Annotated in this window: 20 protein-coding genes; 11 read left to right on the top strand and 9 right to left on the bottom strand. The window is 46.8% G+C overall.

What is annotated here, in order from left to right; genetic code table 11:
• Positions 1–35: 35 nt before the first annotated feature.
• Positions 36–959, bottom strand: a complete 924-nt coding sequence (gene trhO, locus K5X84_RS11160) for an oxygen-dependent tRNA uridine(34) hydroxylase TrhO (RefSeq protein ID WP_222235883.1) — start codon at positions 957–959, stop codon at positions 36–38.
• A gap of 119 nt (positions 960–1,078) precedes the next feature.
• Here trhO and K5X84_RS11155 point away from each other — a divergent pair, with 119 nt between their 5' ends.
• On the top strand, positions 1,079–1,837 hold the full coding sequence (locus tag K5X84_RS11155; protein WP_222235882.1) for a sulfite exporter TauE/SafE family protein: 759 nt from the start codon (positions 1,079–1,081) through the stop codon (positions 1,835–1,837).
• Here the strand turns inward: K5X84_RS11155 and K5X84_RS11150 are convergent.
• Positions 1,754–2,800, bottom strand: coding sequence for a CNNM domain-containing protein (locus K5X84_RS11150; RefSeq protein ID WP_222235881.1), 1,047 nt, complete (start codon positions 2,798–2,800; stop codon positions 1,754–1,756). The two genes, K5X84_RS11155 and K5X84_RS11150, sit on opposite strands and share 84 nt — an antisense overlap.
• A gap of 15 nt (positions 2,801–2,815) precedes the next feature.
• Positions 2,816–3,400, bottom strand: a complete 585-nt coding sequence (locus K5X84_RS11145) for a YqaA family protein (protein ID WP_054490160.1) — start codon at positions 3,398–3,400, stop codon at positions 2,816–2,818.
• 132 nt (positions 3,401–3,532) lie between these two features.
• Here K5X84_RS11145 and hemH point away from each other — a divergent pair, with 132 nt between their 5' ends.
• From hemH to K5X84_RS11125, 4 genes are read left to right on the top strand one after another with little or no spacing between them, the layout of a single operon-like run.
• Positions 3,533–4,630: a ferrochelatase gene (gene hemH / locus K5X84_RS11140; RefSeq protein WP_222235880.1), complete on the top strand. Its 1,098-nt coding sequence runs from the start codon at positions 3,533–3,535 to the stop codon at positions 4,628–4,630.
• Between the two features lie 44 nt (positions 4,631–4,674).
• Complete coding sequence (locus K5X84_RS11135) at positions 4,675–5,145, top strand: retropepsin-like aspartic protease family protein (protein ID WP_244994784.1); 471 nt, start codon at positions 4,675–4,677, stop codon at positions 5,143–5,145.
• 21 nt (positions 5,146–5,166) lie between these two features.
• Entirely contained in the window at positions 5,167–5,706 is a 540-nt protein-coding gene (locus K5X84_RS11130; protein ID WP_222235878.1) for a type VI secretion protein, read from the top strand.
• A 26-nt stretch (positions 5,707–5,732) separates the two neighbouring features.
• Complete coding sequence (locus K5X84_RS11125) at positions 5,733–8,408, top strand: EAL domain-containing protein (protein WP_222235877.1); 2,676 nt, start codon at positions 5,733–5,735, stop codon at positions 8,406–8,408.
• Between the two features lie 2 nt (positions 8,409–8,410).
• Here the strand turns inward: K5X84_RS11125 and K5X84_RS11120 are convergent, their stop codons facing one another.
• Complete coding sequence (locus K5X84_RS11120; protein WP_222235876.1) at positions 8,411–9,040, bottom strand: peroxiredoxin; 630 nt, start codon at positions 9,038–9,040, stop codon at positions 8,411–8,413.
• A 127-nt stretch (positions 9,041–9,167) separates the two neighbouring features.
• On the opposite strand from K5X84_RS11120, the gene K5X84_RS11115 reads away from it, so the two are divergent.
• The 3 genes from K5X84_RS11115 to gdhA all read left to right on the top strand — a co-directional run bounded on the left by K5X84_RS11115 (position 9,168) and on the right by gdhA (position 12,244).
• The gene (locus K5X84_RS11115) at positions 9,168–9,611 is read left to right on the top strand and encodes a YaiI/YqxD family protein (protein WP_054490176.1); all 444 of its coding nucleotides are present in this window, start codon (positions 9,168–9,170) and stop codon (positions 9,609–9,611) included.
• 2 nt (positions 9,612–9,613) lie between these two features.
• Positions 9,614–10,810 (top strand): GGDEF domain-containing protein, encoded by a 1,197-nt coding sequence (locus K5X84_RS11110; protein WP_222235875.1) that lies wholly within the window; start codon positions 9,614–9,616, stop codon positions 10,808–10,810.
• 81 nt (positions 10,811–10,891) lie between these two features.
• Positions 10,892–12,244: an NADP-specific glutamate dehydrogenase gene (gdhA, locus tag K5X84_RS11105; RefSeq protein WP_222235874.1), complete on the top strand. Its 1,353-nt coding sequence runs from the start codon at positions 10,892–10,894 to the stop codon at positions 12,242–12,244.
• Positions 12,245–12,246: 2 nt separating this feature from the next.
• Here the strand turns inward: gdhA and K5X84_RS11100 are convergent, their stop codons facing one another.
• Both K5X84_RS11100 and K5X84_RS11095 read right to left on the bottom strand, forming a co-directional pair.
• The gene (locus K5X84_RS11100) at positions 12,247–13,863 is read right to left on the bottom strand and encodes a serine hydrolase domain-containing protein (protein WP_222235873.1); all 1,617 of its coding nucleotides are present in this window, start codon (positions 13,861–13,863) and stop codon (positions 12,247–12,249) included.
• Between the two features lie 20 nt (positions 13,864–13,883).
• Positions 13,884–16,757, bottom strand: a complete 2,874-nt coding sequence (locus tag K5X84_RS11095; RefSeq protein ID WP_222235872.1) for an insulinase family protein — start codon at positions 16,755–16,757, stop codon at positions 13,884–13,886.
• Between the two features lie 144 nt (positions 16,758–16,901).
• On the opposite strand from K5X84_RS11095, the gene K5X84_RS11090 reads away from it, so the two are divergent.
• On the top strand, positions 16,902–17,576 hold the full coding sequence (locus K5X84_RS11090) for a hypothetical protein (RefSeq protein ID WP_222235871.1): 675 nt from the start codon (positions 16,902–16,904) through the stop codon (positions 17,574–17,576).
• Between the two features lie 96 nt (positions 17,577–17,672).
• Positions 17,673–18,122 (top strand): SRPBCC family protein, encoded by a 450-nt coding sequence (locus K5X84_RS11085; RefSeq protein WP_054490187.1) that lies wholly within the window; start codon positions 17,673–17,675, stop codon positions 18,120–18,122.
• 83 nt (positions 18,123–18,205) lie between these two features.
• Here the strand turns inward: K5X84_RS11085 and K5X84_RS11080 are convergent, their stop codons facing one another.
• Positions 18,206–18,841, bottom strand: a complete 636-nt coding sequence (locus tag K5X84_RS11080; RefSeq protein WP_054490189.1) for a hypothetical protein — start codon at positions 18,839–18,841, stop codon at positions 18,206–18,208.
• Between the two features lie 34 nt (positions 18,842–18,875).
• Here K5X84_RS11080 and K5X84_RS11075 point away from each other — a divergent pair, with 34 nt between their 5' ends.
• Positions 18,876–19,217, top strand: a complete 342-nt coding sequence (locus tag K5X84_RS11075) for a YnfA family protein (protein WP_054490191.1) — start codon at positions 18,876–18,878, stop codon at positions 19,215–19,217.
• 27 nt (positions 19,218–19,244) lie between these two features.
• On the opposite strand, the gene gorA is transcribed toward K5X84_RS11075, so the two are convergent.
• Both gorA and K5X84_RS11065 read right to left on the bottom strand, forming a co-directional pair.
• Entirely contained in the window at positions 19,245–20,597 is a 1,353-nt protein-coding gene (gorA, locus tag K5X84_RS11070) for a glutathione-disulfide reductase (RefSeq protein ID WP_222235870.1), read from the bottom strand.
• A 138-nt stretch (positions 20,598–20,735) separates the two neighbouring features.
• On the bottom strand, positions 20,736–23,036 hold the full coding sequence (locus K5X84_RS11065; RefSeq protein WP_222235869.1) for a S9 family peptidase: 2,301 nt from the start codon (positions 23,034–23,036) through the stop codon (positions 20,736–20,738).
• Positions 23,037–23,038: the final 2 nt, after the last annotated feature.

Genomic DNA, 23,038 nt, shown 5'->3' with positions numbered 1-23,038 from the left:
CTTACATAAAGGTTACGGAGTTTCAGTGAGGCAGATCAACTGAGGCTTTCGACTTTACCGTCGCGAATGTGTTTCTCGCCGCGGGCTTTCGCCAGTTGAATTTGACGCTCGCGTTCTGCAAAACGTTCTTTCTGTTCGGCTGTGGTTTTATCGTAGCAGTGCGGGCAGCTGACGCCCTTCTGGTAGTGCTCTGACTGCATTTCTTCTTTGGTTATTGGCATACGGCAGGCGTAACATTGGTCGTATTCACCGGGTTCCAGGCCATGCTTAACAGTAACCCGTTGGTCGAAGACAAAGCATTCGCCATTCCAGCTGCTTTTCTCTTCGGGCATCATTTCCAAATACTTAAGAATGCCGCCCTTTAAGTGGTAGACCTCGTCAAAGCCTTGTTCTTTAAGATAAGCGGTCGACTTTTCACAGCGGATGCCGCCAGTACAGAACATCGCGACCTTTTTGTGTTTTTCCGGATTCAGGTGCTCTTTAACGTACTCAGGAAACTCACGGAAGGTATCGGTTTTGGGGTTAACAGCACCTTCGAACGTACCTACGGCATATTCGTATTCATTACGGGTATCAATAACCAGAACTTCCGGGTCGGCAATTAAGTCATTCCACTTGTCGGGGTCAACGTAAGTGCCAACAGAGCTTTTGGGATCAACCCAGTCAACGCCTAAAGTTACAATTTCTTTTTTAAGCTTAACCTTGGTGCGGTAAAAAGCCTGGCCGTCGCTGGGGGACTCTTTGTGTTCAATATCCGCAAAACGTTCGTCCGAACGTAAGTAATCGAGCACGTTATCAATACCCTCGCGAGTGCCACAGATAGTGCCATTAATACCCTCGCGGGCTAATAAAAGAGTGCCTTTTACATCGTTTGCAATAAGCGTTTGATACAGCGGTTCACGCAGCTCTTTATAGTCATTGAGCTCAACAAACTTGTACAATGCCGCACAAATATACATATCATGTTACCTTTTTCAGCGGTCCGGAACGTAAATCCGGAGCCCTATTTAAAATCGCGCGGATTATACCGTTTTGATCCTGATCAGCGCAAATCAGGTTTCCCGGGAGCAGTAAAGCCATGGTAAGCGACGCTTTGTTTTTTGGTTTAGTTCTTTTGTCGGCCGCAACCTCGTTACTGACAGCTGTAGCTGGTGCAGGTGGCGGTGCGGTCTTGATAGGTATGATGGCATTAGTCTTGCCGGGGGGCGCGGTGATACCGGTACACGGACTGGTGCAAATGGGTTCTAATGTGGGCCGTACCGGGTTGTCATGGAAGCATATTCACTGGCCTACCGTTGCCTGGTTTGTCCCTTTTGGTCTGCTGGGAACCTTTATTGGTAGTCTACTATTGGTTCAGCTTCCCACGCATTTTTTGCAAATTACCATCGCGTTATTTTTAATCTGGCTGACCTGGGGGCCTAAGTTGCCGCAAAGCTTCCGCGGCCGGGCAGGCTTAGTTGGCGGAGGTTTGGTAACCGGTTTTATTTCGCTATTTGTCGGGGCGTCAGGGCCGCTGGTAGCGGCCTTTGTAAAAGCTCGTTTTAGTGAAAGGTTGCAAACGGTCGCGACATTTTCTGCTGTAATGACCATGCAGCATGCCCCTAAAGCGTTGGTCTTTGGCATGGCAGGCTTTGTTTTTCAGGATTGGCTGCCGTTGGTGTTGGCAATGATTGCCGCCGGCTTTGTTGGTACCTGGGTTGGTCTGCATTGGTTGAAAAAAATCACCAACCAACGCTTTGACCAATTGTTTCGGTTAATCATTACCTTGCTGGCTCTTCGCCTGCTTTGGGTCGCGCTTGAGCCTTTTGTCCCAGCGTTGGCGAGCATAGCGGCGTAAGCTGGCAATGTTATCGGTTTCATCCATTATGGGCGTGCCCAGTATGGTTTCGATAATATCTTCCAGAGTAATGAGCCCGAGCCAACTGCCGTGTTCGTCGTAAACCAAAGCAAGATGCTGGCGCTCTTTGATGAGATGACTCATTAGCGCTTCCACGCTCACAGTTTCTGTTACTATTTCCACGGGTCGGACAATGTCACTTAATGCGTCTGACTCGTCAGCATCTAAAACATCACTTCGGAAAATGATGCCCTGAGGTTCCTCTTCACTGTCAATGACCGGGTAGCGTGAAAAAGGTAACTTGCGGATCTTCTCGCTGACTTCCAGCATACTTAAACTCGGGTTAATCGACTCGCAGACTGTGCGAGGTGTCATTACTTGACGCACGCGAATTTCATGTAAATCAAGAATGTTTAAAATTACCCGGCGCTCGTCATCGTCTAAAGCTTCTTCTTCGTGACCGATAGTTGCCATGGCCTTAATTTCCGAGCGAACATCAATGTCCGCTTCACCGCTGCCAATACGTTTTGTAATTTGATCAGAGAGCCAGATAAAAGGCTTAAGTGATAAAATCATAAAGTTAAGTATGGGAGGAAGCGAAGGTGCAATGGGTCGCCAGAACTTGGCCCCGATAGTCTTAGGAATGATTTCAGATAACACCAAAATAAGCAGCGTCATAACGGCTGAAGCGACACCCAGGTAGCCATCACCAAAAACCACTCCGACTTGAGCGCCAACACCGGCTGCTCCGGCTGTATGGGCTATCGTATTGAGTGTTAGTATAGCCGCGAGAGGTTTATCAATAGAGTCTTTTAGCTTGCGTAATTGCTGATGGGTTTTAGGCCTGCTCTCTTTTAATTGTGCAACATAACTGGGCGTAACCGATAAAAGAGCCGCTTCTAAAACCGAACAAACGAACGAAACACCCACCGCAATGATGGCAAAAACAATAAGTAAAAACATTAGTACCCTAAATGCTTACAGAAATTGCGTCAGTAATAACATAGTTCCTGCCAGAATCAGAATTGACCAGCCGACAGGACCTGCGTACTTACCCCATAAGCGCTCAGTATAAGGCCCTAACCACAAAACGATAAGCGCTAATACATAATATCTTAAAGCGCGCGCTGCACCTGCGGCGAATAAAAACAGAGAAAGTGGGTAGTCGCCAGCTCCGGCAGCCAGCATGGCAACCTGGAAGGGGACCGGAGTCACACCAACTAAGAAAATAGCGACAAAGCCGTCTTCTTTTAGTGTTTCCTGAAACTCTTGATAATAGTCCTGAATGGACAAGTAGCTGATAAACCATTCGCCCGCAGTGTCGAACAGCGCAAAGCCAATGTAGTAACCGCCAACGGCACCTGCCATGAAGCCAGCTAAAGCAACCGAGGCTACTAGCCAGATGCGTTTGCGCTCAAGCACCATGTAAGGCACGAGTACTAACTCTAAAGCAATGGGGAGTAAGGTTGCTTCCATAGCAGAAAGAAAAAAGAGAAGTACCAGAGCATGGGGGGAACTGGCAAGTTTCTGATACCATTGCTGCGTCTTTGTGTTTTCTGTCATTGGCGCGTCAATTTATTAATTTCGATAGTATTTATCGGTTTAGTGTAGCGTTATTTCTTTGCAAATAGGGATCGAAGCCGTTAAAACTTACGTAAACTTTGCATTAAGCGTATTGTTAAAAGGTAACTGAAAATGAAATATCGAGGAAGCCCTGCATTTTCTCACGGACAGGCAGATAAAATAGGGGTGCTGGTGACTAACTTGGGCACTCCTGAAGCTCCAACGAAGGGCGCGCTCAAGCCTTATTTAAAAGAGTTCCTGTCTGACCCAAGGGTGGTTGAGGTTCCTCGCCTGCTTTGGTACTTCATATTAAATGGCGTGATCCTTCGATTTCGTCCGAAACGTTCAGCCGAGGCTTATGAAACTGTTTGGACAGAACGCGGTTCGCCGTTGCTTTTTCATACTCAGGATCAAGCCGCTGCTATTGAGAAAAAACTGAAGGAAACCTGGGGCGACAATATTGTCGTCGACTTTGCCATGCGCTATGGGAATCCGGCGTTGGGTGATGTGGTCGAGAATATGATGCAAAAAGGGGTACGGAAATTACTGGTTCTGCCGCTATACCCGCAATATTCAGCATCTACCACAGCCTCAACTTTTGATGCTCTGGCAAAAGATTTCACCAAACGCCGCTGGTTACCTGAACTGCGTTTTATTACTCATTACCATGACTTTCCGCCGTTTATTGAAGCGGCAGCAAAACGCATTGAGAGACACTGGGAGCAGCATGGGCGCACTGATAAGTTACTATTTTCTTACCATGGTATTCCGTTACGCTACTTGAAAAATGGCGACCCTTACCACTGTGAGTGCTACAAAACCTCACGTTTACTGGCTGAACGTCTGGGACTTGGTGAGGAAGAATACCTGACAACATTCCAGTCGCGTTTTGGTCGCGAGGAGTGGCTACAACCGTATACTGATATGACCATGAAAGCGCTTCCCGGAAAAGGCATTAAGTCTGTTCAGGTATTTTGTCCGGGCTTTTCTTCAGACTGTTTAGAGACGGTTGAAGAAATTGGCGAGGAGAACCGAGAATACTTTATGGAAAGCGGTGGTGAACGGTACGAGTATATCTCAGCCCTAAATGCCGAAAGTGATCATATTATTGCGCTGACACAGCTTATTGAGAATAATTTGCAGGGTTGGTCAGTGGAAGAGGTTTCTGGGCTGCGACAGCAAAGAGCTGATGAAGTTAAGAAGCAAGGCTTGCCCTACAATAATGATTAAAGGGGGCTCCTTTGGGCAGAACGAATTCATTCGGTAAGCCTTTCATGTTTATTGCATGGGGGCTTGCTATTGCTATGCTGGTTTGGTTTTTTGAAGACAAACTTCAGCAACAGTTTAATCCTAACTCTCAGGTTCAAAGTCATGTAGACAATGGGCAGGTCACAGTCGTGCTGGAACAAAACCGTATGGGCCATTACGTAGCCCGGGGAAAGGTTAACGGGCAGTCGGTGACATTTTTATTAGATACCGGAGCTACCCTGGTCGCTATTCCCGAAGGTTTAGCGCAAAAGCTCGGACTTCGTAAGGGACGTCAGGGAATGTCCCAAACCGCCAATGGACGTGTTATAACATACCGTACAGAAATTGATCGTTTGCAGCTGGGTGATATTCAGTTGAGCAATGTTGCTGCTTCAATTACACCCGGGATGGACGGCGATGTCATACTTTTGGGCATGAGTGCATTGAAAGAATTTGAGTTAATGCAGAAAGGCGATACTCTTACTTTACGTTATTAAAAATTAGAGCAGGACGGATGTATGTATAGAAAACTACTAGGCGCAACGTTATTCATTATTGCCGGTACGGCCGGAGCGCAACAGGAAACAATGAAGGAATGCGCGGCGATTGAAGACTCACTGGAGCGCTTGGTGTGCTATGACAACTTAGCCAAGCGTCAGCAAGGTGAACCTCAGGACGAAAAAGCTAAAGGTAGAGCTAAAGCGGAAGAGATGAAAGCCCGGGGACAAAGCAAGGCCGAAGAGATGAAAGCTAAGGCTAAGCAACGGGGCAAGCGGAGCGACAATGCCGCAGAGCAGAACTTTGGTATGGAGCACAAAGGTAGTCAAAATAATACGATTGAAAGGTTAGAAGTAGAAGTTGCCAGCAAAAAGCAAGACCCTTACAAGAAATGGCAAATTGAGCTGACTAATGGTCAGGTTTGGAAGCAAATCGATAGCCGGGGTTATTTTTCCTGGGACGATGATGACACCTATTACATTGAGCGCGGTGCGTTGAACTCCTTTTTCTTCGGTCGAGAAGATTCAAATCGTCGGCTTAGAGTGCAGCGAATTAAATAAGCCAGGAACAATTATGCAGCGGACTAATGCAAGATAACTTACTCAGTTATAGTCAAATAGCGACAGGAGTCGTGCTGCTCCTGATTACTGCGACAGTTTTTGTCAGCGTGGTCCGTAGAAGAGCGGATAAGAAGTATCAGGGATTAAATCAGTTAATTCAGGCTCATTATAATACGTTTAATGCCCTGGCCCAGCAGCGGGATATTGAGGGTCGCTTGCTGGGTATTTGTCACCTAATTGAATCTCAAATTGATGGCGCCATGTGTTCTATCATGGTGGCAAATAAAGACAACAAAACTTTATCAACGGCTGCTTCAGCTTCATTACCCCGCTCCTTTTCTAATGAATTAAATGGATTAAAAATTGCTGATGGTTCAGGCGGCTGCGGTACCGCAGCCGCCATCGGTGAACCCGTTCTGGCTGCCGATATGAGGAACGATGAGCGTTTTGAGGCGTTCATGCCGTTAATTAATCAGTACGGCTTAGCTGCTTGTTGGTCTCACCCCATTTTTGGGGCTGCAGAGGGTGAAGTTATAGGAACTTTCGCTATCTACTTTGCCCAGCCGAGAGTGCCAACCGGGGGTGAGCTGGAACTGATTGTACGTAACCGCGACTTAGTTGCCTTAATCCTCGAGCAAGAAGAGCAACGAAAAGCGCAGGTTCGTTTAGAGCAACATCAACGCTCCTTATTTACATACAACCCCGATTCAGTTTTTACACTGGATTTAAACGGAAACTTCACCAGCGTTAATCGTGCAGGTTGCGAGCTTTTACTTCTTAGTGAGGAAGAGTTGCTGGGGCAGCATTACGAGCTGGCGGTTCCGGAAACCGAGCGGGAAAGAACGCTAACGTACTTTGAAACAGCAAAAAAGGGCACCCCTCAGTCTTACGAAATTAAAGTTGCGGACAGAATGGGGCAACTGCATGACTTATCAATAACCAATATCCCAATTATTATTGATGGCGAAGTTACCGGGGTGCATGGTGTCGCTAAAGAGGTTACTGAGCATCGGGCGAATGAGGCAAAACTTAAAGTTTTTCGAAGTAGCGTGCATGCCAGTGTTAATGGCGTCGTTATTAGCGAAGCCAATAAAAAAGGTTTCCCGGTTCTTTATGTGAACCCCGCTTTTGAGAAAATGAGCGGTTACTCTCTTACCGAAATGAAAGGGATAAGTTGCAACATACTGCAAGGCCCAGATACGGATCCAAAGGTAATTAATGAGATTCGAAAAGCTTTGCAGGAAAAACGAGAAATAAAAAGTGTTATTCGGAACTACCGCAAAGATGGAAGCATGTTTTGGAATGAGCTCTTAATAGCACCGGTTAAGGGCCCGGATAACAAAGTAACGCATTTTATTGGGTTACAAAGCGATATTACGGAACGAGTCCAAAGAGAGGATGCTTTAGCTTTTTATGCCTCACATGACAGTCTAACGCAGTTAGCCAACCGAAGTGCAATGGAAGAGCGACTACAACAGTTAGTATCCAATGACACGAACCAAGCCGTTTTTGTGTTGTTTATTGATTTGGACGGGTTTAAACCGATAAATGACAGTTTAGGGCACTACCTTGGTGACGAGGTGTTAATTGAAACTGCGCAGCGTCTGCAGCAGGTAATCCGTGAACCTAACCTGATTTGCCGCTTTGGCGGAGATGAATTTGTTGCTGTTATCCAAAGCATGGGGTCAGCAGAGCAGATTAATGTTTTATGTACCGAAGTATTAGCTATTTTCGACGAACCATTTCGTATCGATGAGATTGAAGTTTCCTTGTCGGCAGCCATTGGCGTTGCCGCAAACGATATTCAATATAAGCATCCCATGGAACTGACTCAGCGCGCCGATGTAGCAATGTATGAAGCGAAGAAGCGCGGCGGTAATGCAGTTTGTTGGTACTCCGAAAAGCTTGATGAGGGGCTGGGCTACAAGGTTGCTCTGCGGACACAAATTCAGGAGGCGCTGGCCAAGAAGCAATTTGAGCTGTTTTATCAACCCATCATGACCAGTACAGGGCAAATTTCAGGGGCTGAAGCGTTGATTCGCTGGCACCACCCAACCAAAGGCTACGTTTCTCCAGCGGACTTTATTCCTATTGCTGAGCGTACAGGTCAGATCATCCAAATTAGTGAATGGGTTCTTAGACAGGCCTGCCAAGACTTAAGTGAGCTGAAACGTTACGGTATTAACACTGTTTCTGTGAATTTTTCGCCCATTCAGTTTTATCGTGACGACTTTATTAGTAAAACCAAGTTTGTGCTCGAAGAATTTAATATAAAGCCGGGTGAAATTACCGTTGAAATAACAGAGAATGTGCTGGTTAACGACACTCAGCGTATCGCTGAACTTTTACAACACCTGCGCGAGTTAGGTCTTGATGTTGCAATTGACGATTTTGGAAGCGGGTTTGCCAGTTTGCGATACCTGAATGTCCTGCCCGTAAATAAACTGAAGATTGACCGCAGCTTTATTGAGAACATTGACCATAACAGACATAACGCTGCAATAACGGGTGGCATCTTAAATATGGTCGAGCACCTCGGTATACAAACGGTTGCTGAGGGTGTCGAAACTGAAAACGAATACCGCTACCTGGTCGAACACGGGTGTCCATTAATGCAGGGCTTTTTATTCTGTAAACCGAAGCCGCTGGGCGAACTACTCGTGTGGGCAGAACGCCAGCAGTCTCTCGAAAACGAAAGTTAAAGCTATTTGATATCGGTCAGACGTAAGTATGGGCGCAGCGTTTTCCAACCTTGCGGAAACTTCTGTTTTGCGTCTTCATCGCTTACTGTCGGGCGAATGATAACTGAGTCGCCAGGAACCCAGTCCGCCGGACAGGCAACTTCTTCGCGATCGGTCGTTTGCAGCGCATCAATAACACGTAAAATTTCATTAAAGTTACGACCTACCGTCATGGGATAAGTCATGATAAGCCGAACCTTCTGGTTGGGGTCGATGATGAAAACTGAACGTACAGTAGCGGTTGCGCTCTCGTTTGGGTGGATCATGTCGTAGAGTTCAGCAACTTTACGATCTTTATCCGCTACAATAGGAAACTCTAAGACGGTGCTTTGAGTGTCGTTTACATCCTCAATCCAGCCTTTGTGCGCATCCACAGTGTCAGTTGATAACCCCAGCGGTTTGACATTGCGCTTTTCAAACTCAGGGGCCAGTTGTGCTGTTCTTCCCATTTCGGTGGTGCAAACAGGGGTGTAGTCAGCCGGGTGACTGAAGAAGAACACCCAGGAGCCCTTTGCCCAGTCATGAAATTTTATCGAACCCTGAGTGGTATCAATGGTAAAGTCTGGTGCAGTATCGCCAATACGTAATGTCATAAAGTTACTCCTGGAGTCATTGTTGATAACCTTTATTGGTAACAACTAAATAGTAGCTTAGTAAACGCATTACAAGGTAATAGGCTTAGAACCATTTACTCTAATATAGACTCATGGATTATTAGTAATGACTTTATTTATTGATGCCGATGCCTGCCCACTGGCTATAAGAGAGATTCTGTTTCGAGCGGCGCAGCGTAAGCAGCTACACCTTTATTTAATCGCAAACCAGCGTATTCAGACACCAAAATCGAAGTTTATCCATATGGTTCAGGTAGGCAGTGGTTTTGATGTGGCTGATCATGAAATTGTCCGTCGCTGTGAAGCCGGCGACCTGGTGATAACCAGCGACATTCCTCTGGCGGCAGAAGTTATCGAGAAAGGTGCAAAAGCTCTGAGCTCCCGAGGCGAACTATTTACGCCGGACAATATTCGTCAGCGTCTCAATATACGCGACTTTATGGACACCATGCGAAGCAGCGGCATTCAGTCGGGAGGCCCTCCGCCTTTAACCAACGTTGATCGCAAAAATTTTGCTGACCATTTAGATCGGTTACTTGCGGGGAGTTGAATTTGGGATTTATTGCAGCATTACCGGCAATTCTCTGGGCTTTGGTTGCCTGGCTTTATCCTGAATGGTTGACGCAAATTCAGCTGCCGGTGCCGGGTGCCGTTTCTGTGGGCCTGGGTATTGTGTTTTTACTGGCCGCCTTTTTCCGGCAATGGCACTGGTTTTATTGGTGCGCCTGGGTTGGAGGTAGTTATGCAACGATTCAACTGGGGTTGCAGCAACCACTGGCGCAAAAAGAAGTGTCACAACTGTATCAGGCATTGCCTGTTTGGTTATCGGTCAGTGCCCTGTTATTAGCCTTTATAAAACAGCCAACCTTACTGACGCTAAAGGGTGTTCTTCTATTTATTGTTGTGGGAATTTTACCCTTAGCTTTGCTTTTGGGGCCGGTTGCTAACTCAGTTGCAACCCTGAGCCCAGTTGAACTGCTGACTCTGCCTGACTGGGAAGACACTGGACTTGCTGTTGGTTTGCTTCTTTGGATTGTTGCAATGGGAGGAAGTTGGGCAACTTTCCTATTGTATAAAGGCTCATCTTCCTTTGCCTGGAGCCAGTGGGCTTCATGGCTGGCACTGATGGTTTTTTTGCTGGTTGTTGACCATCGGGATGCGTCAACCTGGTCCTCGGTCGCGGCGGTAATTGGCCTATTATTGGCATTGGCCGATCAGATGTTGAAGTTGGCTTACATTGACGAGTTGACTGGATTACCGCAACGCAGAGCACTGGTCAGTCAATTGCAGCATTTACGCAGGCGCAGTGCGGTGTGCATGCTCGATGTCGATTACTTTAAGAAGTTTAATGATCGTTACGGGCATGAGGTGGGTGATCAGGTATTAAGGTTGCTTGGCAGTATTTTGAAAGATCATCGGGGTTTTAAAGCGTATCGTTATGGTGGCGAAGAGTTCACTCTGGTTTTTTCTCACAGCGACCCGGACAAATTGAAAAGTACATTAGAAAGTGTGCGCAGCAAAGTGGCGAATTATCCGCTTAAATTAAGGGAGTCCTCGCGACCTGACAGTAAACGCAAAGGCAAGGACGCTCGCGGAAAAAAAGATGCTGCAAAAGCCGTAAAAATAACGATCAGTTTAGGAGCGACTTTAAAAGAGCCCGGGGATACACCCGATAGCATATTAAAGCGCGCTGATGAGAACCTGTACTCTGCTAAAAAGTCGGGACGTAACCGGGTTGTCTTAAAATAGTGGCGATCTAAACTCACTGGTATACGTTATTAGTAGGTGCAAACCGTAAATCATGCTCTGTACACAATAACAGGTAGGTCAATGAGCTACATAAAAGAAACCATTGAAAAATTAAAACAAACGAGCCCCGCTCAAGTTGAGTTCTATCAGGCGGTAGAAGATGTGCTGGAGTCGATAGAGCCACTTCTGGAAGAGCGGCCTAAATATCGTGAGCATTCTATTATTGAACGCTTGGTTGAACCTGAACGGCAGATTATGTTTCGGGTTCCCTGGATGGATGACGACGGTAATATTCAGGTGAATAAAGGCTATCGAATTGAATTTAACTCGGCGCTAGGCCCCTACAAAGGTGGTCTACGTTTTCACCCAAGCGTCAATGCCGGCATTATTAAATTCCTTGGGTTTGAGCAAATTTTTAAGAATGCATTAACCGGGCTACCCATTGGTGGCGGTAAAGGTGGTGCCAACTTTAACCCGAAAGGAAAGTCCGATGCTGAAATTATGCGGTTCTGCCAGTCTTTCATGAGCGAGCTTTACCGTCATATTGGACCCAATACGGATGTGCCTGCCGGGGATATTGGCGTGGGGTCGCGCGAAATTGGTTACTTATTTGGTCAGTATAAGCGTTTGGCAAACCGCTTTGACGGCGTGCTTACAGGTAAAAGTCTGCTGTGGGGCGGGTCTCATGTCCGTAAAGAAGCCACCGGGTACGGTGCAGTTTATTTTGCGCAGTGCATGATGGATGACAAAGGTGACTCGCTGGAAGGCAAGCGCTGTTTAATTTCCGGCTCTGGCAACGTTGCTATATACGCTATGGAGAAGCTGTATGACTTAGGAGCCAAGCCCGTAAGCTGCAGTGATTCCAGCGGTACGATTTATCATGAGCAAGGTATTGATCTTGACCTGGTTAAGCGCATTAAAGAGGAACAAAAGGGGCGGCTGGAAGAGTACCTTGAAACTCATAATAACGCGGAATATACGCCCCGGGACGATTACCCTAAAGACGGTCATACGGTTTGGCGTTATAAAGCCGACTTAGCTTTCCCTTGTGCAACTCAGAACGAGCTGACCGAAAAAGACGCTCAGTCACTTTTGGAGAATGGCTGTAAATGTATTGTAGAAGGCGCGAACATGCCTTCAACACAGGCCGCCGTTGATCTCTTTATTGAAAGTGGTGCCGCATACGGCCCCGGGAAAGCTGCTAATGCCGGCGGTGTTGCAACAAGTCAGTTAGAAATGGTGCAAAATGCCAGTATGCTGCGCTGGGACTTTGAAGAAGTGGACGAAAAGCTCAAAGACATTATGCGGAATATCTATCAGGACGCAAAACGCACTGCAGAAGATTTCGGGCACCCGTCCAACTTGGTTCTTGGCGCAAACATTGCGGGTTTCCGTAAAGTTGCCGACGCCATGATAGAGCAAGGTGTGGTCTGAACTTATTGGCCTCCTGCATTCTGGGTCAGTCGTTTAATGGCTTCATCATTTACCGGTATCGATTGTGCGTTTAGCATAACGACAGCCCTTGAGCCATCGAGGTAAAAGCCAACAAAACTGCTGAACCCGGCTGTTTGTCCGTTGTGCCAGGCGTAGGCTTTACCGTTTTCGTCTTCGCTAATAAGCCAGGCTAAAGCCTGCTGGCAGCAGCCTTCAATGTTTTTTTGTGGGGCAAGTAACTGCTCGACAGTGGTATCGCCTTCTGCACTTTTTCGCATGATTGCTCTGGTGTAGTTGGCCATATCATTCAGTGTAGAAACGACAGCTCCGGCGCCGGCCAGAGATTGAAAGTGCCAGTGAGGTACTACGTCGCCCAAGACATTATGTCCTTTTGACAGGGAGCCTGAAGTATTTTCTTTACGGGTTGCCACATAAGTATCCGGCATACTGAAAGGTTCAAACACAACGTCATTTAACAGCTCAGGAAAAGCTTTTTCTGCACTCTTAGCGAGTGACTCTGCCAGTAAGCCATACCCGAAGTTGGAATATTCGTAATTGTTGGCACCGGGCTCTACCTCAGCCAAGGCACTTTCCAATTCTGACTGACCATAATGAGCGTAAGGGTCTGTCTGGTCGGCCTTACTTAATAAATTTTCAGGAAGTCGGGGCAGCCCGCTGTGGTGTGTGGCAAGCTGTCCCAGAGTCACTGTATCGGGTGCTTGCGGCCAAAACTCGTTGACCGGGGTATCAAGGGTTGTAGACTCATTAACTACTGCATGGGCCAGCAAATAAGCCACCATGGTTTTTGTGACCGAGCCAATTTCGTATTGTGTATTATGGTCATGCTCGCCATAAAACTGCGTTTTGACTTCATCTTGGTCAATGATGGCAACCGCTGCACCGTGCTCGCCCAACTCGGGTGTCGGGGTGCTGGCCTGTTTCTCATCCGAACCGGCTTTTTTGAAGGTGAGAGGAAATTCCTGCCCCTGTTTGAAAGTTCCTTCGTAGCCTTCTGTTGTCTTTTTCCCGTTAAAGCTCGCCTGAATCATCGGCGACTTAAAGCTGAGTGTGTTGTTATCAATATGAACGTCAGTCAAAGGTATACCAAAGCTTTGCTGAGCCGGACTGTCTAAAGTCGCAATATACCCGTCGTGCACAACGGCAATATTCACTTGTAAGGGTAAACTCGAGTTTTCACTGACGGGCAAGTCACCTTTGTAGGTTGCTTCGTAGGTAAGGCGGGCTTTGTCTTCCTGAGTTAGCTTATGCATGGTAATACTGCGTTCTTTACCTTGTGTGAATGTGCCCTCTAACTGACCATCATTCAGAGCACCCTGATAACTGGCCCTAAGGCTTGTATCGGTGAACTCTATCTTATTACCCTTAACTGAAAACTTCGTGGGTTGGTGGTCAAACATGTCCTGGTTCGGGCTATCGAGAGTTAGCTGGCCGTTATCGACATTAATACCAAGCGTAATGCTAACACCCTCTTGAAGGACAAGCTCTCCGCGCCATACGCCTTCCAGTTCCTCCTGATACTCTTTAGCTTGTAAAGCATGGTGGCAGAAAGCTGCCACCATAATAGTTGAGTAAATAAACCACTTAATAAAGGTCTTCATTTTATTGCCTCATTGGTTAATTACTGCTTTTTCATCTCCTGCTGGAATTCCGCCAGGTCAGAAATTACCGTTTGATTCGGTAAATCTGCGTATGGTTCATCAGCAAATTTAGTGCCGCGTAGTTGTACCGAAATACGAGCAGCATCCGGGTTTAACAGAGTTTCCTGATAGAAGGCTTTTGCGTTTTCCAATGTGACACCCTCAACAGCCTTGATCAGTTGCTCTTTGCTATCAAACTCAAAGCGCTGCAGTCTCAAATCGGCCAGAAGCGGAGACACCTCCTCGTTAAGGTTCTTTGGTGTCTCGTTCAAGGTAATGAGCGTGCTTTGCTTAAGTTGATTGAACTCTTCCTCAGTCATACCCTGCAGGTCTTCCCAGTATTCTTTCTTGAAGCTGTCAAAGCGTTCCTGCATATCGGCAACATTTTTCACCGGAGTTTGGATGTATAACCCAAAGCCGGCGTAATGGTCTAAGCTTGGGGCAAAGGCGCCAACTGCGTAGGCTAACTGCTCTTCTGTACGCAGCGTATCGAAAGCAACGGTACGGAAGTGACTTTGTAATACCGTACCGGCAGCTAACGACTCAAAACCAGGCTGTGGATGAATGTGTGCATCAACCAGTGCAACATCAGCGACCTCTAAGTCACGGCGCAGCACAATAGATTGCTCTGGTTGAGGTTCCCAGAACTGAGCCTGCTCAAAGTCTGTTACTTCCCGATTCTTCGGTAAGCTGTCCTTGATGCGTTTAACCGACTCATTAAGCCCTGCTTCGTCGTAGTTACCAAAAGCGAAAATGCGAATAGCATTATTACTCAGCATGGTATTCATGTAGTTCGATAAGTCTTCTGCACTTACAGAACCTGCTGTTTCAACTAACTCTTCCTGATTAAACCCACCTTCGCGGATCAACTGCCCGTAAGCATCGAAGCTTTGGTAAATAGGGAATTGCTGCCCCTTGTTGTTAAGCTCTCTAATATAGCGGTCAACTGCTTGTTTAAAAGCTTGCTGTTCAACTGTAAAACTCAGGTTGTTAATCGCCCTTTCCAGCAGTTGAGGCTGCTTATCGGTGAAACCTGACACCGTCAACGTGAGGCCGGTGCTGTCGCTTAGACTGATGTTCATTCCGGCAATATTTGCTTCGGTATCAAGCGCGCTAATATTCATATTGTATAAGTCGCGCCACAAAGCGGTTAAAACATTCGCTTTTGCACTTTCAAGCGGGGCCGCATTATTGATTTGAATGTTGAATACACCCCGAGGTTGATCGCTGTATAGTTGACTTGGGTACTGCCACACCTGAATACCATCGTCTTCAATAACCACCTGAGGTCTGTCAAAAGCATCGTTCTGTTTAATGGCAAAGTTTTCGGGTAAAAGTGTATTTACCTTAGGCAGGTTAATTGCCATTTTGGGCTCCTGGTCCCAGCTTGCGATTTCTTCTTGCGGTATATCCACAACTTTGTACTTACCTTCGTAAAAGTCGAGTTGACTGTCGTGCGGTTCATCCTGGCTGATGTACCAAACACGCAAATGCTCCGGAGTTAGCTGAGACAAAACAGAGCGTATGGCTTCAGGGTCAAACTCCTGATACTCGTAAGGTGCACTGATAGCGTATTCAGCCGGGAAATTTTGCATGGCTTCAGCCAAGTTAGAAACGTAACTGAATTCGTCACCTTTTTCTAAGAAACGGAAGCGATTGCTCAGGCTGGTTTTAATTTCGTTAAAGTATTTTTCATCAACGCCTTCAGCACGAACTTTATCAATGTACTTCATAATGAGAGCAACAATTTCTTCACGCTGCTTCATACCCGCATTGGTTAGCTCAACGTCAATTGCCAGAACGCCGTAGTTGCCGTAGAAAGTAGGCTGTGCCGATGCGTTTAAATTGGCAATAAGACCGGCATCTTTCAGTTGTTGTGCTGGTGTGCCCGGCATTTCAGAGCCAAGCAAATAGCTGACATAGCGGTTTGGTTTAACCGCGAACTGGTCTTGGTTGTCGTTAATAATGAACTCAAGTTTCAGCTGTTTAACATCTTCATTCGGCACATAATGAATGCGTTTTTTGCCCACATCGTCGAAGTTAATTTGAGCAGTAACCTCAGGCTCTTCAATACCGTCATCTTCAATGCTGGCAAAATGCTTGCGGGCCAGCTCTTCCATTTCTTCTAACGAACGGTTGCTTATCATGGCAACTTTCATGATATTAGAAGAATAAAAACGGTTATAAAAATCCACAGTTTCCTGATGAAGCTCGCTGCCTTCTTTGTCGCTTAAGCTGTCCAGATTACCGATAAGGAAGCGGTTAGACGGGTGTTTGCCCAAAAGCAGTCGGCCCAGTTTGAACTGACCAAAAAAGTCCATCTCGCGGCGCATAGACCACTCGGCATTAACTGCATTACGTTCTTTGTCGACATACTCTGGATACAACTTAGGAGCTTTGAAAAAGTCCGAGAAGCGATCCAGGCCCTCATTGTAGGCATCGTTATTGACTTTAAACATGTAGTTGGTGATATCCAGCCAGGTGTAAGCATTCTGACTACCACCGTTATTACTCATAAATTCGCTGTAGCCATTAGTGTCCGGGTATTTCTCGGTGCCCAGGAACAGCATATGCTCCAGATAGTGCGCCATGCCCTGTTGTGTTTCAGGGTCCTGCAGTAAGCCAACACCAACACTTAACGATGCGGCAGACTTATCCGTATTAGGATCAGACACCAACATAATTTCAATATTGTTATCCAGAGTTAATACACGATACTCACGCTGATCGTTAGGGCTTTTAATAACTTCCCCGGCAATAGCACTTTGCTGTGTGCTGGTTTCGGTCGCTGGTTGACTGCAGCCTGCGGCTAATAAGGCGGAGCTAATAGCGCTCGCAAGTAGTAACTTTTTCATACAATATTTTCCTTTAACAAGTTATAGCAACATCATACCTAGGAGTAATGGTGTAATTGAAGCGGCCCTGTTAATTATTTGTTGACTAATTTGTAACAGATTGTGAGAGTCATTTTATTAATGAAAAGACAAGGATGTTTAAAAGTGAAACGATTGGTCTCATCACTGGCTTTGCTGGTAATAACCGGATGTGCTTCTCCGACAGTGTTTTTAACAACTGAAAGGTTACCAGAGAAGGACAAGCAAGAGCTTGTAAAGGCATTATCTGAAAGTGGGTTTACCGTAAAAACAACCTCTGGTGTCAGGGTTCCGGAGGAATTCCCGAGTGTTGTTGTTGCTACCAACCCCGCGAATGAGAACCTAGAGTTTTTCGATAAGCTCGAGCAAGTTATTCGTAAGAAAGATTACCCTCCAGTCACTTATCAGAAGTTTTATCAGCAAAAGCATTATTACAAAGGGCGTAATGTCGGGCTTTATATAAGAGGAGATGCTGAAGAGTTAGTTCTTCCTCCGGTACTGCGCGGTAGCGAGGAAACTTGCAATGGTCAACGGATGATCCTTGAGTTTAAAGATAAAACAGAAATGAGCCTGGATATTGAAGATGAAGAAATTACTTCTTATACGGGAAGTTATCAGTCGGTATTGCCGGATACTGTATACGCCAACTTTGAGGATATGAAAGAGCCTGTGACATTTAAGTTTTCGCAGGTTGAGGTAAAAACTTATGTCGGTATGAAAACAGCAGATAAACTGGTGGTGACAAAGAGTGAAAACAAAGTGTTGCCTGTTGGTTGTGAGTTTATGATCATTAACTACTAACAACCCATGTTATCCATTTCAAAATTGCTGTCGAAATTCAAATCACCTATTCGATTAGTTGAAGCCATCTACTCATTTATTTAATGGAGGAAAGCTATGTCGAATACGATTCGCTTACATCGAGTTATTAAGGCACCGGCGGAGCGCATTTATAAAGCGTTTTTAAATTCTGATGCTCTGGCCAAATGGCTACCACCACACGGCTTCACGGCAAATATTGAGAGACTAGACGCTCGTGTTGGTGGCACTTACAAAATGTCATTTACGAACTTTTCTACGGGGAGTAGCCATGCGTTTGGTGGTGAGTATCTCGAGTTAGTGCCGAATAAAAAGCTGCGCTATACCGATAAGTTTGATGCCCCGGATCTGTCAGGCACTATGATAACCACGGTTGAACTTAACAGTGTGTCATGCGGAACTGACTTAAACGTTGTTCAGGAGGGTATTCCGAGCGTAATTCCCAGTGAAGCTTGCTATCTAGGCTGGCAGGAGACATTAAGCCAATTAGCACAGCTTGTAGAACCTGATATTCCGGATGATATGTAGATGTTGAGCGGCTTAGCCGCTCTTTTTTCCAGATAGTCATCAGAGATCTGGTACTGCAGTAAATAATGCATAAAGCTTTTCGTTTAAGGTTGTTTCTCTTGTGTGCATCCACTGTAAACTTCAGCATAAGTCTGGCCGAAACAACTGATAAACTTATCCACAATATTTAAGTTAAGTGGCCAGTCTATTTCGATAGGGTTTCCGTCAGCGTCTTTCGGATTAAAGTTTTCCGGCTTCGGAACCGCAGCGAGTTTTTCTCGGTGTATTCTTAGTTTTTCCATGTCTGACTGCAAAAAAGCAATGGTCGCGGCGACATAATGATTCCAGCCTGAAATATCCCTTTGTACTGGTTTCTCAGCTTGTTCCATAAGTTGAATAGCTTGGCGGTATTGCCCTATTTCCGCTCGAAGTTGCCCTTCGTGCCAAACAAAGGTTCTCTTAGCGCCAGCAGAAACTTCATTGGTTGTATAGTAGGTACGGATGAGATTGGCTGCGACTTCAAGGCAGTCATTATTTTTAGCAACTACTCGCCAACCGTTTTCAAAGTTCTGATCAAACTCGCGAGGAGACAGTTCCATCATTGCTTTTTCGTTATAGGTGCATGACTGTTGCAGTCTATTCTTGTCCTCTGCGAAGCTTAAAGGTGAGGCAATAGTTGCTAACAGAAAACTCAAAAATAGTGAGCCCCGAAGAGTTAGCTCACTTATAGTAGACTGCATAATGTCATTCTCCCGCTAAATTAAGGTTTTGAATATGTCCCTTTTATTAATAGCCAAAACGCTCGGACTGTTTTTTATAACCGCTATTGCTGAAATTATAGGCTGCTACTTACCTTACCTGTGGTTGAAAAAAGATGGAAGCGCATGGTTATTGATACCTGCGGCAATTAGTTTGGCGCTGTTTGCCTGGCTTCTTACTTTGCATCCGGCGGAAAGTGGTCGCGTTTATGCAGCTTATGGAGGTGTGTATGTGGTTACTGCACTGCTCTGGTTAAAGGCTGTGGAAGGGGCGTCGCTGTCTATGTACGATGCTGTGGGTGCTGCTTTTACTTTAACCGGTATGGCAATAATAGCCGCCGGTTGGAAAGCCCCCTGATTCATTCAGAGGGCTTAGAGTCGCAGGCTAGCGGAGCGTGACGAACTCCTCAGCGCTAGTAGGGTGCAGCGCCACAGTCGAGTCTAAATCAGCTTTTGTCGCCCCCATTTTCAGGGCAACGGCGAAGCCTTGTAAGATCTCATCCATGCCTTCGCCAATACCGTGAATACCAACTACTTTTTCTTCTTTGCCGTGGCAAACCAGCTTAAAGTAGCTGAGCGCACGGTGTGGTGTGACGGCATTGTACATAGCCGCAAAAGATGACTTATAAACGCTAATATTCTCTTCACCGAATTTCAGCTTCGCGTCTTCTTCGCTCAGGCCAACAGTACCAATGGTTGGATGGCTGAATACAACGGTTGGAATGTTTTCAAAGTCCATATGCGCGTTCGGCATGTTGTTAAACAAGCGTTCTGCGAGCAATCGTCCGGCTTTGATAGCAACCGGTGTGAGTGCGGCCGCGCCGGTATTATCACCAACAGCGTAAATGCCTTGTACGTTGGTATTCTGGAACTTATCGACATTAATGTAGCCTTCGTTATCCAGTTCAACACCGGTGCATTCCAGGTTGATGTTGTCCGTGGACGGCACGCGGCCTATGGCCCATACCAGACAGTCCACGCCGTCCATGGTTTTACCGCCTTCAAAGTGCAGCGTTAAGGTACCATCGTCCTGCTTAACCACTTCACGAACGGTGGTTTCTGTATGAAGTTCAGGACCATCCTGCTTCATGCGTTCCAGCAAACCATCAGTAATGTCTTTATCGAAGGTGCGCAGTGGTCTATCACGACGTACCAGTAAGTGTGTGTCCGTTCCTAACGCGTGGAACACACCGGCAATTTCAACGGCAATATAGCCAGCGCCAACGACAGCAGCTTTTTTAGGTTGCTCTGTTAATGCGAAAAAGCCGTCAGAGTCGATACCATGTTCAGCGCCCGGAATTTCAGGGATCATCGGGCGTCCGCCGGTGGCAATGGTAATATGGTCCGCAGTAATTTCTTCACCGTTGACTTCAACGGTTTTGTGGTCGATAAACTTGGCGAAGCCTTCAATAAATTCAACGCCGTTGCTTTGGAAGCCACGGTGGTAACCGCCATGAATGCGTTCAATGTAGGCTTCACGGTTATGCACCATGGTTGCCCAGTCAAAACCTTTTTGTTCAAGGTCAAAGCCATAGGACGGCGAATATTTGATAGCTTCTGCAATATGAGCGCCATACCACATGACTTTCTTAGGTACACAACCCACGTTTACGCAGGTACCGCCAACAAATTTTGCTTCAATAACGGCGGCCTTTGCACCACGAATGGCGGCACGGTTGGCTGAGGCAATACCGCCACTGCCGGCACCTATCGCCAGATAGTCATAATGTCTGCTCATACTGCTTAACTCCTGTGCTTAATTCAAAAACTGCGCATATCTTGAATAAAAACCCCGTATCTTGCAAATAAAGACACGGGGTTGTCATGCTTTTAATACCGATAGTGGCAATCGAAAGATCAGTTTACAGCACTGCTCTTAACGACCACCTGCCGGTAAGTTTTCTTTGACGAACTCGGTCATCATGGTGCGCAGGTGCAAAGTGGTGCCTTCACCCTCGTAAATACCATGTGAGCGGTTCGGGTAAGCAAAAAATTCAAATTGCTTACCGTGTTTAATCAGTTCGTTAACTAAGCGCTCACTGCCCTGGAAGTGAACGTTATCGTCGCCGGTGCCATGTACTAACAATAAGTCGCCTTTCAGGTTCTCAGCATGAGTAATCGCTGAGGTTTCTTTATAGCGCTCGGCTGATTCCGGCAATAACCCGGAGTAACGCTCCTGATAAATGGTGTCGTACAAGGTTAAGTCGGGTACTGGTGCCAGCGCCATACCCATGTTGTAGGCGTCCGGATAACGGAACAGCGCATTCAGGGTTTGTGAACCACCGCCGCTGTGTCCCCAAATACCAACACGGCTTTCATCAATAAAGTCCCAGCGTTCCAGCATTTGTTGCAGCGCGTCGTACTGGTCGCGTACGGTGACAACGCCCAGGTTTTTGTAGATAGAACGGCGCCAGTCAAAGCCGCGTGGTGACTTAGTGCCTCGGTTATCAATGGAGGCAACAATATAACCCTGCTGTGTCAGCATGGTGTGCCACAAATACAACGAGCCACCCCATTTATTGGCCACAGTCTGCCCCCAGGGTTCGCCGTAAACGTAGAACAAAATAGGATATTCTTTGCTCGGGTCAAAGTCGGTTGGCTTCATGATGTAGCCATCCAGTTCAAGGCCGTCGCGCGCCTCAACACGGAAAAACTCAACCGGTTGTTTCTCGACGTTTTCAACCGCTTTTTGGGCGTCAGTGTTATCGACGACCGTACGAATAACCTTATGGTCTGGCAAAGAAATCATCTTGGTTACAGGCACCTGATTCACAGAGTGAAAGGTGTGCTCTGCGTATTTGGCGTCTTGCGAAATACTGTAGCTGTGAGTACCTTCCATATCTGGCGTCAGACGTTCTAAGCGACCACTGCCGTCTAGGCTGGCGCGGAACAAATAACGCTCTAACGGTGTTTCAGGTGACGCAATAAAGTAGACCCAACCGTTATCTTCGTTGACACGCAGCACTTCAACAACGTCCCAGTTACCGCGGGTAACGGCGGTGGTTCTGCCCGAGTCGCGTTGCACACGGTAAATATGGCGGTAACCACTGCGCTCGCTTAGCCAGGTAAATTCGCGACCATCATTTAAAAAGTGAATGTCGTCTACATACTCGGCCCACGAGTCGGTGCTTTCGCGTAACAGCTCCTGACTACGACCGGTTTCAATATCGCTGATAAAGGCGCGGTTAATGTGTTGTTTGCGAGTCAGTTGCTGAATTAACAGCTGCTCGCTGTTCCCGGCCCAGTTCATACGCACCAGGTAATGTTGACGCGGATCACCTGGAATATCCATCCACTGAGTTTTACCGCCGCTGGCTGGCATAACGCCAATGCGCATGGCAGCGTTGGTTTCACCCACTTTCGGGTAAGGAAATTCTTTAAGCGTAGGGTACAGCTCGTCGGTGTTATTAATCATGGTGAATACCGGCGTACCCTCTGTGTCCAGCTGCCAATAAGCAATGTGCTTGCCATTGGGGCTCCAGCGGAAACCGTCACGCAGGAAGAATTCCTCTTCATTCACCCAGTCAAAGGTGCCGTTTACAATGGTTTCGTTACCGTCACTGGTCAGGGCATTAATTGTAAAGCTGTGAAGGTTCTGCACGTAAATGTTGTTCTGCATCACATAGGCGACTTTGGTGCCCTGCGGGTTAAACTTGGCAAACTGAAGGGTCGACTCGGGAGCATTACCGCCGAGCTTTCGCAGTTCGTTGTTGCTGCGGTCTAGTACCCAGTAATCGCCTAAAGTGTGAGTACGCCATGAGCGTTTTGTATTGGTGAAAATTAATACTTTGTCGCCATCGTCGGACCAGACGTAGTCAGCAATATGCAGTGCTTTATCTCTACCCTGTGGCGTAAGCTGTTCGGCGCTGACTAACACAGTGCGTTCGTTAGTCTCCGGATGATAGCGCACAATATCGCGACCATCGGCTGAATCAGATTGTTCCAGGGTGGTGTAACCTGAGCCGTCTTCCAGCCAACGCGTAGGGGCGGGGCGATCAATGCTAAAGATGTCGCTGGCAAAGATCTTTTCAGGTGTTAGCTGGTTAGTGCCGGTAACTTCAGCCGGTTTAGATTCATCGTCTGGTTGTGTACTACCCAGGTTACTACAGGCACTTAAGGTGATAATGGCCGTAACTGCTGCCATTAAACGCAAAGAGCGAAAAGAGGTGTCAGACATGA

It is taken from the genome of Idiomarina abyssalis, assembly GCF_019797805.1.
Lineage (GTDB): Bacteria > Pseudomonadota > Gammaproteobacteria > Enterobacterales > Alteromonadaceae > Idiomarina > Idiomarina abyssalis.
This window is presented reverse-complemented; position numbering and strand designations above follow the sequence as displayed.